This window comes from Actinomadura sp. BRA 177, from assembly GCF_013372625.1.
Classification (GTDB): Bacteria; Actinomycetota; Actinomycetes; order Streptosporangiales; family Streptosporangiaceae; genus Spirillospora.
The window spans coordinates 36,987-48,707 of sequence record NZ_JABXFD010000290.1 but is presented as its reverse complement, the minus strand read 5'-3'; the positions used below and the strand labels follow the sequence as shown (position 1 = coordinate 48,707).

Annotated in this window: 15 protein-coding genes; 8 read left to right on the top strand and 7 right to left on the bottom strand. The window is 70.7% G+C overall.

Annotation, left to right across the window (positions count from 1 at the left end):
* Both HUX53_RS13610 and HUX53_RS41105 read left to right on the top strand, forming a co-directional pair.
* The coding region (locus HUX53_RS13610) for an N-acetylmuramoyl-L-alanine amidase (RefSeq protein ID WP_309237201.1) at positions 1-785 on the top strand (785 nt) is incomplete at its 5' end.
* An 89-nt stretch (positions 786-874) separates the two neighbouring features.
* On the top strand, positions 875-997 hold the full coding sequence (locus tag HUX53_RS41105; protein ID WP_255205223.1) for a hypothetical protein: 123 nt from the start codon (positions 875-877) through the stop codon (positions 995-997).
* 23 nt (positions 998-1,020) lie between these two features.
* Here HUX53_RS41105 and HUX53_RS13605 read toward each other — a convergent pair whose 3' ends face one another.
* Entirely contained in the window at positions 1,021-1,884 is an 864-nt protein-coding gene (locus HUX53_RS13605) for an alpha/beta fold hydrolase (RefSeq protein WP_176403542.1), read from the bottom strand.
* Positions 1,885-1,943: 59 nt separating this feature from the next.
* Here HUX53_RS13605 and HUX53_RS13600 point away from each other — a divergent pair, with 59 nt between their 5' ends.
* Positions 1,944-3,863, top strand: coding sequence for a BTAD domain-containing putative transcriptional regulator (locus HUX53_RS13600; protein ID WP_176403541.1), 1,920 nt, complete (start codon positions 1,944-1,946; stop codon positions 3,861-3,863).
* Between the two features lie 31 nt (positions 3,864-3,894).
* On the opposite strand, the gene HUX53_RS13595 is transcribed toward HUX53_RS13600, so the two are convergent.
* Positions 3,895-4,146 (bottom strand): hypothetical protein, encoded by a 252-nt coding sequence (locus tag HUX53_RS13595; RefSeq protein WP_176403540.1) that lies wholly within the window; start codon positions 4,144-4,146, stop codon positions 3,895-3,897.
* Here HUX53_RS13595 and HUX53_RS13590 point away from each other — a divergent pair.
* Together HUX53_RS13590 and HUX53_RS13585 are read left to right on the top strand one after the other, a co-directional pair.
* A complete protein-coding gene (locus HUX53_RS13590) occupies positions 4,142-4,657 on the top strand; it encodes a class I tRNA ligase family protein (RefSeq protein WP_176403546.1) in 516 nt (171 codons plus the stop codon). The two genes, HUX53_RS13595 and HUX53_RS13590, sit on opposite strands and share 5 nt — an antisense overlap.
* 36 nt (positions 4,658-4,693) lie before the next feature.
* Positions 4,694-6,352 carry a catalase gene (locus tag HUX53_RS13585; RefSeq protein ID WP_176403539.1) on the top strand — a complete coding sequence of 553 codons (1,659 nt, stop codon included), beginning with the start codon at positions 4,694-4,696 and terminating at the stop codon, positions 6,350-6,352.
* A gap of 51 nt (positions 6,353-6,403) precedes the next feature.
* On the opposite strand, the gene HUX53_RS13580 is transcribed toward HUX53_RS13585, so the two are convergent.
* From HUX53_RS13580 to HUX53_RS13565, 4 genes are all read right to left on the bottom strand, one after another.
* The gene (locus tag HUX53_RS13580) at positions 6,404-6,856 is read right to left on the bottom strand and encodes a hypothetical protein (RefSeq protein ID WP_176403538.1); all 453 of its coding nucleotides are present in this window, start codon (positions 6,854-6,856) and stop codon (positions 6,404-6,406) included.
* A complete protein-coding gene (locus tag HUX53_RS13575; protein ID WP_176403537.1) occupies positions 6,853-7,731 on the bottom strand; it encodes an SDR family oxidoreductase in 879 nt (292 codons plus the stop codon). Before HUX53_RS13575 ends, HUX53_RS13580 begins: the two co-directional genes overlap by 4 nt.
* A gap of 89 nt (positions 7,732-7,820) precedes the next feature.
* A complete protein-coding gene (locus tag HUX53_RS13570) occupies positions 7,821-8,564 on the bottom strand; it encodes a MerR family transcriptional regulator (RefSeq protein ID WP_176403536.1) in 744 nt (247 codons plus the stop codon).
* 243 nt (positions 8,565-8,807) lie between these two features.
* Positions 8,808-9,896 carry a diaminopropionate ammonia-lyase gene (locus tag HUX53_RS13565; RefSeq protein ID WP_176403535.1) on the bottom strand — a complete coding sequence of 363 codons (1,089 nt, stop codon included), beginning with the start codon at positions 9,894-9,896 and terminating at the stop codon, positions 8,808-8,810.
* 87 nt (positions 9,897-9,983) lie between these two features.
* Here HUX53_RS13565 and HUX53_RS13560 point away from each other — a divergent pair, with 87 nt between their 5' ends.
* The 3 genes from HUX53_RS13560 to HUX53_RS13550 all read left to right on the top strand — a co-directional run bounded on the left by HUX53_RS13560 (position 9,984) and on the right by HUX53_RS13550 (position 11,476).
* On the top strand, positions 9,984-10,952 hold the full coding sequence (locus tag HUX53_RS13560) for a LysR family transcriptional regulator (protein ID WP_176403534.1): 969 nt from the start codon (positions 9,984-9,986) through the stop codon (positions 10,950-10,952).
* Positions 10,953-11,044: 92 nt separating this feature from the next.
* Positions 11,045-11,317 (top strand): hypothetical protein, encoded by a 273-nt coding sequence (locus tag HUX53_RS13555; RefSeq protein WP_176403533.1) that lies wholly within the window; start codon positions 11,045-11,047, stop codon positions 11,315-11,317.
* Positions 11,318-11,329: 12 nt separating this feature from the next.
* Complete coding sequence (locus tag HUX53_RS13550) at positions 11,330-11,476, top strand: hypothetical protein (protein ID WP_176403532.1); 147 nt, start codon at positions 11,330-11,332, stop codon at positions 11,474-11,476.
* A 3-nt stretch (positions 11,477-11,479) separates the two neighbouring features.
* Here HUX53_RS13550 and HUX53_RS13545 read toward each other — a convergent pair whose 3' ends face one another.
* A complete protein-coding gene (locus HUX53_RS13545; protein WP_176403531.1) occupies positions 11,480-11,713 on the bottom strand; it encodes a hypothetical protein in 234 nt (77 codons plus the stop codon).
* Positions 11,714-11,721: the final 8 nt, after the last annotated feature.

Sequence of the window (11,721 nt, the reverse complement as noted above, 5' to 3'; positions counted from 1 at the left end):
GCGGGCTTGTGCGGGGGTTCGTGAGTGTGGCCGGGGTGGTGTTCTGCCTCGGCGTGCTGGCCGCGTGTGGCGGATCGTCCGATGACGGGAGGACGCCGGAGACCAGTGCGTCCGCCGGTGAGAGCGCGTCTTCGGTCAAGGGGAAGGTGATCGTGCTCGACCCCGGTCACAACGGCGGCAACGCGTCCCATCCCGAGGAGATCAACAAGGAAGTGTTCGTCGGGAACGGTTTCAAGGCGTGCAACACGACCGGTACGAGTACGCCCGACGGTTACAGCGAGCATGCGTTCACCTGGGACGTGGCCAACCGGCTCGCGAGGGTGCTGATGAGCGAAGGCGCCGAGGTGACGCTGACGCGCAAGAACGACACCGGTGTCGGGCCGTGCATCACGGAGCGGGCGGCGATCGCGAACCGGATGCACGCGGACGCGACGCTGTCGATCCACGCCGACGGCGCCGCCGAGTCCGGGCACGGGTTCCACGTCATCGTGCCGGAGCCCGTGGGCAAGAACGAAGAGATCGTGGACGATTCACGCCGGCTCGGCCTGGACATTCGCGACGCCTATCACGCCGGAACCGGCATGCCCTTCGCCACCTACATCGGGAAGGACGGCCTGGACCAGCGCGACGACCTGGGCGGGCTGAACATGTCCACGGTGCCCGCCGCGTTCATCGAGTGCGGCAACATGTCGAACCCGGGGGACGCGGCGAAACTGTCCGATGCGTCGTTCCGGCAGCGCATGGCCGAAGCGATGGCGAACGGGTTCGAGAAGTACTTCCAGTGACGTCCGCTGTTTGCCGTTCGCTGGGGTTACGGGCAGATCGTCCGGCTACATGTCGAAAGACGAGTACGCCGGACGATCGGACGATCAGCATGGCTCACAAACGAGGGCGCAGTACACCGCTCAACTGGGAACTGCTTGTGGGGCTGGTGGCGACCGCGTTCATCCTCTACGTGTGGGTGTGGGCGGCGACCCAGGGCGGCCCGCCCTGGTGAGCACGGCCGCCCCGGCGCGTGCGTCAGCGGGCCACGAGGGCGCGTAGGGACTTGGCGATCTCGGCGGGGGCCTCCTCGGCCATGAAGTGGCCGCAGGTCACGGTGCCGTGGTCGAGGTCGGACGCCCAGGCGCGCCAGAGCGCGACGGCGTCGTAGCCGAGGGCGGCGCCCCAGTCCTGCTGGAGGACGGTGACGGGCATCCGCAGCCGGTTCCCGGCGTCCCGGTCGGCCGTGTCGTGCTCGACGTCGATGCCGGCGGACGCACGGTAGTCGGCGACAATCGACGGGATCGCGTCGCGGCAGGCGGCGAGGTAGGCCACGCGCACGTCGGGCGGGATCGCGGACGGGTCGTTCCCCCACAGGTCGAGGAAGTGGCCGAAGAACGCGTCCGATGCGCCCGCGATCAGCTGCTCGGGCAGGCCGGGCGGCTGGGCCATCAGATACAGGTGGAAGCCAACGGCCGCGGTGGTTCCGTGCATGACCTCCCACATGTCCAGGGTCGGCAGGACATCGAGGCACGCCAGGTGCGTGATGACATCGGGGTGGTCGAGGCCCGCGCGGAAGGCGACAAGGGCGCCGCGGTCATGGCCTGCTAGGGCGAACCGGTCGTGGCCGAGCGCGCGCGCCAAGGCCACTATGTCGGCGGCCATGGTGCGCTTGGAGTAGTCCCCGTCCGGCTTGTCGCTGGCTCCATATCCACGGAGGTCTGGGCAGATGACGGTGTGGTCGGCGGCGAGGTCCTCAGCGACGTGCCGCCACATCAGGTGCGTCTGCGGGAAGCCGTGCAAGAGGACGATCGGCGAACCCGACCCTCCGACGGCCACATTGAGGGATACGCCCTCGGCGACAGGGACGCGCTTGTATTCGAATCCAGTGATGGTTGGCATGACCCCAAGGCTGCCCGGCGCGAATGAGCATCCGATGAGCGCGCTATACGGTGGCGGTCGTGGACGTCCTGTTCGGGGTGCTGGGGCCGGTGACGGCCTGGGACGGCTCCGGAAACACGATCGCCCTGAAGGGGCCACGGCACCGCGCCGTGCTGGCCCGGCTGATCATCGCGCGTGGACGGGTCGTCCCGGTATCACTGCTGGTGGACGACCTGTGGATGGATCCGCCGTCGGACGGCGTCGGGGCGGTGCGCACGTTCGTGGCGGCGCTGCGGCGCGTCCTGGAGCCTGATCGTCCGCCCAGGACACCGTCCCACCTGCTGGTCATCGAGGGCCCCGGATATGCGCTGCGTCCCGGCCCGGACGGCGTGGACGCCTGGCGTTTCGAGCAGGCCGTGACCGCGGCGCGTCCCCCGTTGGACCTGCTCGACGACCTGGACGAGGCGCTCAACCGGTGGCGCGGCCCCGCCTACGCCGAGTTCGCCGACGAGCCGTGGGCGCACGCGGAACGTTCCCGGCTGGCGGAGTTGCGGCTGCGCGCGATCGAACGGCGGGCCGAAGCGCGGCTGGAGTTGGGCCTCGCCGCCGACGCGGTGCCCGATCTGGATGCACATGTGGCGGAACATCCGTGGCGCGAGGACGCCTGGCGGCTGCTCGCACTCGCCCTCTACCGCACCGGCCGTCAAGGGGACGCGTTGGCTGTCCTTCGCCGAGCACGCGGCCTCCTCGTAGAGCAACTGGGGGTCGACCCAGGGCCGGAGCTACGCCGCCTAGAGGAAGACATCCTCCGCCAGGCCGACCACCTGGATGCGACGTCGCGACTGTGGACGCAGGCGGCCGAAGCCTACGACCGGACCGTGGCGACCGGAGCGCGGTCCCGCCTCGAATCGACCATCGGCATCCTGCGCAACCTCGCGGTGACCGGCGGCGGCGGCCTGGAGGCGGCCCGCGAGCAGCGCATGCCGGCGATCACCGCGGCCGAGGAACTGGGCGACCCGGAACTCACCGCACGGGTGATCGGCGCGTACGACGTCCCGGCGATCTGGACCCGGTCGGACGACCCCCGGCAGGCGACCCAGGTCGTGGCGGCGGCCGAGCGCACGCTCGCCGCGCTGCCGGCCGGGCATGAGGCCGTGCGGGCACGGCTCCTGTCCACGATCGCCCTGGAATCGCGCGGCACCGGCACAAAACGGGCACGCGAGGCGGCTCGGGAGGCGGAGCAGATCGCCCGGAACCTGGACGATCCGGCGCTGCTCGCCTTCGCGCTCAACGGCGTCTTCATGCAGACCTTCGACCGCGCCGGACTGGCTCCCCGGCGGGACGAGATCGGCGCCGAACTGGTCGACCTGTCCGTCCGGCACGACCTGGCGAGCTACGAGGTGCTCGGACGGCTGATCCGGCTGCAGGCAAGCAGCGCGCTCGCCGACTTCGCCGCGGCCGACGAGCACGCGGCCGCCGTCGACCGCCTGGCGGAACGTCACGAACGTCCGCTGGTGGGCGTCTTCACCACCTGGTACCGGGCACTGCGACTCGCCGCGTCCGGCGCCGGAATGCCCGAGGCAGAAGCCGCCTACCGGGATGCGGCCGCGCGCATGCAGGGCTCTGGCATGCCCGGCCTGGAGGACGGGCTGCTACCGCTCGCGCTCCTCTCCCTCCGCGTCCAGCACCGGCAACCAGCCCAGCCCCAGGCCGAATGGGGGCCGTACGAGCCGTGGGCCCGTCCCCTGGTGTTGCTGGCGCGCGACCGTCCACGCGAAGCCGCCGGAGCACTGCGCGACGTCCCCGAACCACCGCACGACCTGCTGTTCGAGGCGCTGTGGTGCCTGACCGCCGGCGCAGCCCTGGCCGTAGACGACCGCGACACAATGCAACGCGCCCACGACGCCCTCGCCCCAGCAGCAGGCGAACTGGCCGGCGCGGCCAGCGGCCTCCTGACCCTCGGCCCAATCTCCCGCTACCTGCACGACCTCGCCACCTAGAGCGTCAGGACCAGCCGCGCGGGCAGCCCACTCACGCAGACCCGGGATCACCGCCCAGGACAACAGCAGTTCCCATCAACGCATAGCGATCCACCATCACGTGGCTGGAAAAGGTCGCGAACCGCAGACCGACGACGGCGTGAGCACCACGGTCGGCCGCCGACACGGCAAGCGCCTCAAGCCCTTGCCCAATATCCGTCGCCACAGTCCAAACGGGCCAGGCATGCGTCACCGGCGGCCACCCATCAATGGGAACCGTGTCAGTGGTGTAAACGGGGATCACCCGCCACATCCTCGCACTCGACTACGGGAGCGACGGCGCGGAATTCCGGCGCTGGTGGACGGGCGGCGCGCGGCGCGTCCATCTCGTCGGCAAAGGCGTGCTGCGGTTCCACGCCGTGTACTGGCCGGCGATGCTGCTGTCCGCCGGGCTCCCGGTGCCGGACGAGGTGCTGGTGCACGGCTACCTCACCGCCGGCGGCCGGAAGATCAGCAAGTCGGGCGACGTGACCGTCGAGGACGGGGGACGCCGGCTTCACCGAGGCGCGGCTCGTCGCGCTGCGAAGGCGGGCGATCCACGGCTGGACACCGTCCTCGCTGGGCTGGTGGCGGCGTGCCGGATGGTCGGTGAGCTGCTGGGACCGTTCCTGCCGGATGTGGCGGGCCGCGTTCGGCGGCAGTGCGGCGGGCAGCGGCTTCCGACGGCCGACCCGGTGTTCCGGCGGGTCGGGTGCCCCAGGGAGGCGACAGGCGTTTACCTGTTTCGGGCCGTTTACTTGCTCCTTTTCGGGTAGGGCCGCACCCGGAAGCAGTGGAGAGGAGCAGGCGTCGTGACGGACGTTGCGAGCAAGGGACCGGAGCCGGGGGACGATCGTCCGGTGCTGACCAACCGGCAGGGCCACCCGGTCTACGACAACCAGAACCAGCGGACGATCGGGGCGCGGGGCCCGGCCACGCTGGAGAACTACCAGTTCCTGGAGAAGATCAGCCACTTCGACCGGGAGCGGATACCGGAACGGGTCGTGCACGCGCGCGGCACGACCTCGTACGGGTTCTTCGAGTCGTACGGGAAATGGGGCGACGAGCCCATCGCGAACTACAGCCGGGCCAAGCTGTTCCAGGGTGAGGGAAAGCGCACCCCCATCGCACTGCGGTTCTCCACGGTCATCGGCGGGCGTGACTCCTCGGAAACCGCCCGTGACCCGCGCGGGTTCGCCATCAAGTTCTACACCGAGGACGGCAACTGGGACCTCGTCGGCAACAACCTGGCGGTCTTCTTCATCCGGGACGCCATCAAGTTCCCGGACGTCATCCACTCCCTCAAGCCGGACCCGGTGACGTTCCGGCAGGACCCGGCGCGCATCTTCGACTTCATGTCGCAGACCCCCGAGACGATGCACATGCTCGTCAACGTGTTCAGCCCCCGCGGAATCCCGGCCGACTACCGGCACCAGCAGGGCTTCGGCGTGAACACCTACAAGTGGGTGAACGAGTCGGGCGAGACGAAGCTCGTCAAGTACCACTGGATGCCGAAGCTGGGCGTGCGGAGCATGACCGGGGAGGACGCGGCCAACGTGCAGGCCGGCGACCTCGGGCACGCCACCAAGGACCTGCACGAGGCCATCGAACGCGGCGACTTCCCGGAATGGGAGCTGCGCGTCCAGATGATGGACGACCACGACCATCCGGAACTCGACTTCGACCCGCTCGACGACACCAAGGTCTGGCCCGAGAACGAATTCCCCGCGAAGCCGGTCGGCCGGATCGTCCTGGACCGGAACGTCGACGACAACTTCGCCGAGAACGAGCAGATCTCGTTCGGGACCGGCGTCCTGGTCGACGGCCTCGACTTCTCCGACGACAAGATGCTCGTCGGGCGGACCTTCTCCTACAGCGACACCCAGCGCCACCGGGTCGGGCCGAACTATCTGCAGCTGCCCGTCAACCGCGCCAAGGGCGCGAATGTGCGGACGAACCAGCGCGACGGCCAGATGACCTATCACGTGGACGCCGGCGGCGAGAACCCGCACGTGAACTATGAGCCGTCCATTACGGGCGGGCTGCGCGAAGGCCAGTACCCAACGCACGACGAGCAGGGTCCGGAGATCCACGGGCGGCTGACGCGCAAGCGGATCGCGCGGGCGAACGACTACAAGCAGGCCGGCCAGCGCTACTGCCTCATGGAGGACTGGGAGCGCGACGACCTCGTCCGCAATTTCGTCGAGAACATCTCCCAATGCGCGCGTCCCGTCCAGGAACGGATGGTGTGGCATTTCCTGCTCGTCGAGGACGACCTCGGGCTGCGCGTCGGGGAGGGTCTCGGCATCGGGCCGGACGACGTCGAGCACCTGGATCCGCTGCCCGGCCAGGACCTCACCGACGAGGACCGGCAGCGGCTCGCCAACCTCGGCAAGAACGGTTCGCGCGACGTCAGCGGCCTGCAGATGACCCACTGCGTCCCCAACGAAAGGGCCGTCCAGAACCGCTAGCCACCCGGCCGAGCCTCGTTCGCTTGCGGCGCGGGCGGTGGACGACCAGCGCTAGTTGCCGCTGAGCAGGGGGTAGAGGCGGCGCGCCACGGCTGGGCGCGCCGCCCGGCGGTGGCCGTCGACCGCCGCCCCGACGATCTCGCTCTCGGCGCTGAACGCGGTCTCCATCACCGTGATGTACTCCGCTGTTGGCGGGTAAAGGCGGGCGGCGGCGCCGGCCGTCCGGCGGACGAGGACGCGGGCGGCGGTGCGCAGCGCGGACTCGAAGTGGCGGACGTCGTGCCCCGCGCACGCCTCGCTGGCGCCGAGCGCGCGGAACACCGGCAGCACGGCGCGCGCCTCACACGCGCCCGAGTAGGCGGCGATGGCCTCCTTGACGAGGTTCGCGATCTCGCCGGGGCTCAGGTGCGTGTATGCGGGGACGCGGGCGGCGATCTCCCCGGCCATCTCCGCGGTGATCTCGTCGATGCGGTCGGCGAGGAAGCGGTGCAGATCGGGCTTCATGGGGCGTTCCGGGCCTCGTTGGCGGCACCGCCCGCGCCGACGAGGCGGGTGGGTCCGCCGGCGGCGAGCCAGCGGGTCTCGGCGTCGGCGAGGTGCCTGCGCGCGTGGCGGGTCACGATCGTGGGGACGAAACTCCGCACGAGTTGCATGAACGGCAGCCAGCGCTGCCCGTACACGTGGGCGCGGCGGCGGAGGATCCCGGCCACGAGCCGATCGACGGTCGGTTCGAGGGGATAGGTGCGGCTGGTCGGAAACGGCAGCTTCGCCCGCATGTCGGCGAGCGCGGCGTCCTGGTCGGCGCCCCGGACCAAGTCGGTGTCCGTCCAGCTCAGGTAGCCGACGCCGACGCGGACGCCGTGGTGGGCGACCTCGGCGCGCAGGCTGTGCGCGAACGCCTCGACGCCCGACTTGCTCGCGCAGTACGCGGCCATCATCGGCGCGGAGCACAGCGCGGCGAGCGAGGCGACCTGGAAGAAGTAGCCCCTGCTCTCGCGGAGCGCAGGCAGGAAAGCGCGCGCGGTCGCGACGCTGCCCAGGAGGTTGACCTCGATGACGCGGCTGAACGTGCGCGGATCGGAGTACTCGACCGGGCCCCCCGTGGCGATGCCCGCGTTCGCGATCACGATGTCGACGCGCCCGTAGACGGTCTTGACGTCGGCCGCGACCCGGGCGAGGGCCGCGTCGTCGGTGACGTCGACCTCCCAGTGCCGAGCGTCCGGGCCGCAGGCGGCGGCGGTCTCGGCGAGTTCGGCGGGTTCCAGGCCGAGCAGCGCGACCTTGATGCCGCGGTCCGCCAGCCGGCGGGCGAGCAGCGCGCCGAGGCCGCGGGCGGCGCCCGTCACCACCGCCACGCGACCGTCGTTCGTTCCTGCCACCGTGCGACCCCCTCGCAACTCGTTCCCAGCTCAGGCTGGGACCATTGGTCGAGAGTAAAGCAATCCCGCGGGGATGCGGTAGGGGTATGTTACCGGCGCGTAGGCCGGATGTGCTGCTTGATCTCCGAAATGTCCCTACTGAGGCGGCGATCCATCGCGCGGGCGAAATGCTCGTCGGCGACCGTCCTGGCGAGGGGCCGCAGCCGCCGGACCAGCTCGGCCAGCCGGTCCAACTCGTCCGGGGACGGGTCGCCGGCCCGGTGCTCCGGCAGCCCGCCCCGGACCAACTGGACGAAGCCGAACGCCATCCGGTCGAACGCGGCCTCCAGCTCCCAGCTCATGGCGAGGATCGAGCGCAGCGGGATCCCGGCCCGGACGAGCTGCACCGCCGCGTCGAACAACCGCGGGCTGTTGATCACGACCCGGTCCCCGTCGACCGTGACGTACCCCAGCTCCGCCGCCTCCGCGATGACCTCCGGGGTGAGCCGCCCGCCGAAGACCGCGTCCAGCTCCGCCAGGCTCACCTCGGCGGACTCCCGCTCCGCCCACGGCGTGGCGGCCGCCCACTCGTAGCCGAGCAGCTCGGTGACGTCGCGTCCCTCGTCGGCGGCGGCGATCAGCTCCTCGATGCCGTCCAGCCGATAGCCGCGGTCGAGCAGATCCGCGATCAGCCGCAGCCGCTCCAGATGGGACGCGTTGTAGATGGCGACCCTCCCCTGCCGCCGCGGCGCGGGCAGCAGCCGCCGCTCCTGGTAATACCGCAGCGTCCGGACAGGCACCCCCGCCTCGGCCGCCAACTCCTCGACCCGGTACTCGCGCCCCTCATCACCCATCCCGCCACCCTGCCAATCACCACTGTAAGAATCACACGCCCCGGCACGGCCGTACGAACCCTTATACGGGCGTGCCCGACCACCCCACTCAACGACAGACACCCCACCAATTGCTCCAGCCCGCCCCACCCACCGCAGCCGACCGCGCAATCCCCCACGAGGCGACGGAAACCCGGTGCACATCAGGGACGCACAGGTTGGCCGCCTGGCCTCTGCGGGCCTGTGTGGTCGGGCAGGCGTGGGTCAGGGGAGGGATGGGTTGGCGGCTTGGCCTTCTGTGTTCAGTAGCACGATCGTGTTGATGTGGGCGGCGGGCCGTTGAGTTAGGGCGGTGCGGGTTCCCGCCAGGGAGGCCGCGCCGCACGGGCCTGACGAGACACCTAGCGCGGATAGGTCCTGCGCTGCCTGGGCTGCGTCGGTGTCGGTCACTGCTACGGCCGCGTCCAGGCCGGAGCGTAGGACGGGCCAGGCGAGGGTGGACGGGGTGGCACAGTTGAGGCCCGCCATGGTGGTCGGCCCCGTCCCGACGGTCAGTGGCTTGTCTTGGTGGAGGCTCGCCAGTATGCAGGGGGCGGCATCGGGTTCCACGGCGAGAATGGTCGGTTTGGACGAGCCTGACCTGTAGTGGGTCACGGCTGCCTGGGCCAACGAACCCACGCCTACTGGGACGGCCACCATGCCGACAGGGGCGGCGCCGGCCGCGGCTACTTGTTCGTCGATTTCGGTGAAGAGCGTGGAGTAGCCCTCGACGATCCACTGCGGGACGCGTTCGTAGCCGGGCCAGGCCGTGTCCTGGACGAGGAGGGCCGAGGGGTCGGCGGCCGCCACGTCCGCCGCAACGCGCACCGCTTCGTCGTAGGGGCCGGCGACCTCGGTCAGGGCGGCGCCCTCCGCCTTGATCGCGGCCATGGCGGCGGGGTGGACGCCGTACGGGACGTAGACGTCGGCCGCCAGGTCCAGGAGCCGGGCCATCGCGGCGACCGCGCGGCCGTGGTTGCCGTCCGTCGCCGTGATCAGCCGCACCGGGCCCAGTTCGGCGCGCAGCCGCGACAGCGGGACGTCCGATAGCCGGTACTTGTCACAGAGTGCCCGGTAGATCCCCCACGAGGCGCCGAGGATCTTGAAGGCGGGGAGTCCGAGACGGGACGACTCGTCCTTTACGAAGACCCGCTCGACGCCCAGTTCGGCGGCGAGCGGCGGCAGTTCGACGAGCGGCGTCGGGGCGTATCCGGGGAGCGTCCGGTGGAAAGCGGGGACGTCGGGCGGCGCGGGCGGGCACGTCCAGGCGCGGGCGGCCGGGCGGCTGAACCAGCGGGCGGGGGCGTTGACCATGGGAGATACGTTTCCGTAGCGGGCTATAGTCGGTCCAGCGAATGTTTCCGAGCGATAACCGTCAGCTCAGCCAATGATTGGACGAGCATGCTGGATCTGCACCGGTTGCGCCTGCTGCGCGAGCTGAAGCACCGCGGGACGCTCGCCGCCGTGGCCGAAGCCCTCTCCTACAGTCCGTCGTCGATCTCGCAGCAGCTGTCCGTCCTGGAGAAGGAGGTCGGGGTGCCGCTGCTGGAGCCGGTCGGGCGCCGCGTCCGGCTGACGGCGCAGGCCGAGATCCTCGTCGCGCACACCGAGGCGGTCCTGGAGCGGCTCGAACGCGCGGAGGCCGAGCTCCGCGCGTCCCTCAGGGGCATCACGGGGGTGCTGCGGGTCGCCGCGTTCCAGACCGCCGCGCTCGCGCTCGTCCCGGACGCGCTCAGCCTGCTCCGCGACGCCCACCCGCGGCTGCGCGTCGAGATCACCCAGCGGGAGCCGGAGAGCGCGCTGCCCGCCCTGCTCGCGCGGGACTTCGACCTGGTCATCACCGAGGAGTATCCGGGGGAGCCGGGGCCGCGCCCGGCGGGCGTCGAGTACGCGGAGCTCGGCGAGGACGAGATCCGGCTGGCGCTCCCCGGCGGCGTACCGGACGCGGGCCTGAGTGGTTTGGCCGGCGTCCCGTGGGTCATGGAGCCGGTGGGGACGGCGTCACGGCAGTGGGCGACGAGGCTGTGCCGGGCGGCCGGGTTCGAGCCGGACGTGCGGTTCGAGTCCACCGATCTGCTGCTCCACCTGCGGCTGGTGGAGCGGGGCCACGCCGCCGCGCTGCTGCCCGGCCTCGTGTGGGCGGGGGATCCGCCGACGGTCCCGGTCGTCCGGCTGCCGGCGGCGGACCGGGTCCGCCGCCTGTTCACCGCGTCCCGCCGGGGCGGGGGTGAGCACCCGGCGGTGCGCGCGTTCCGGACGGCGCTCACGGACGGGTTCACGGACGGGTTCACGGACGGGTTCACGGACGGGTTCACGGACGGGTTCGCCGACCGGAACCCGCCGTATGGGGGATTACTCCACGGGGTTTAGGGGTTTTCCCGTATGGCGGTTACTTCGCCCGGCGTGCAGAGTCGTATCTGGCAGCAGGGGAACGAGGCCCCTCCGCAGGAAGAAGGCACGCGATGTCGAACACGGCGACCCGGACCTCGATGACGACCTCCGATCTGGCCGAGATCCTGTTCTGCAGCGGGCTGCAGGAGTCCGACCGTCCGTCCACCGAGCAGGTGCGCGCGGCGATCGACAACCGGATCGGCGCCTGCGGCGGAGACCGCTCCGTCTGCCTCGCCCTCGTCGCGCAGGAGGCGGGGGACCATCCCGAGATCTACAGCGCCCGCATGCGCTGGGCGCTCAGCACCGTGTCCGAGGCGTATCCCGACCTGGAACCAGCCGCCTGAAAGGGGAATCCAATGCGTTCACCGTTCATCGACCGGCGCGAGGACATCCTTCCCCGTTCGCTCCGCGACCTGCTCGCCACCGAGGCGGCGGCCCAGGCCGCCGACGAGAAGCGCCGGCGCCGGCAACGCCGGATCAGGACCGCCCGGCGGGCTCCATAGCCGTCAGTGGTGCGACTTGGTCTTGTGATTGGTCTTGCTGTGCTTCGTCTTCTTGTGCTTGGTCTTGTGGCCGTCCGTCTCCCACTCGTACCCGGGCGTGCCTTTTTTGCAGTAGCTGTCGCTGACCTTGGTGTCGGTCGCGTCGTGCTCGCACCACCTGTCCTGACCGCACGCGGTCAACCCGAACGCGGTGACCAGGACGGTCAGCGCGAGCGCGACGGGACGGGTCTTGGACATGAGGGGCC

What these genes read in the sequence shown, in the direction of transcription:
- HUX53_RS13555 (WP_176403533.1), top strand. Translation starts at nt 11,045, where the DNA reads ATGTCGAACACGGCGACCCGGACCTCGATGACGACCTCCGATCTGGCC.
- HUX53_RS13580 (WP_176403538.1), bottom strand. Translation starts at nt 6,856, where the DNA reads ATGAAGCCCGATCTGCACCGCTTCCTCGCCGACCGCATCGACGAGATC.
- HUX53_RS13570 (WP_176403536.1), bottom strand. Translation starts at nt 8,564, where the DNA reads ATGGGTGATGAGGGGCGCGAGTACCGGGTCGAGGAGTTGGCGGCCGAG.
- HUX53_RS41105 (WP_255205223.1), top strand. Translation starts at nt 875, where the DNA reads ATGGCTCACAAACGAGGGCGCAGTACACCGCTCAACTGGGAACTGCTT.
- HUX53_RS13605 (WP_176403542.1), bottom strand. Translation starts at nt 1,884, where the DNA reads ATGCCAACCATCACTGGATTCGAATACAAGCGCGTCCCTGTCGCCGAG.
- HUX53_RS13565 (WP_176403535.1), bottom strand. Translation starts at nt 9,896, where the DNA reads ATGGTCAACGCCCCCGCCCGCTGGTTCAGCCGCCCGGCCGCCCGCGCC.
- HUX53_RS13550 (WP_176403532.1), top strand. Translation starts at nt 11,330, where the DNA reads ATGCGTTCACCGTTCATCGACCGGCGCGAGGACATCCTTCCCCGTTCG.
- HUX53_RS13545 (WP_176403531.1), bottom strand. Translation starts at nt 11,713, where the DNA reads ATGTCCAAGACCCGTCCCGTCGCGCTCGCGCTGACCGTCCTGGTCACC.
- HUX53_RS13560 (WP_176403534.1), top strand. Translation starts at nt 9,984, where the DNA reads ATGCTGGATCTGCACCGGTTGCGCCTGCTGCGCGAGCTGAAGCACCGC.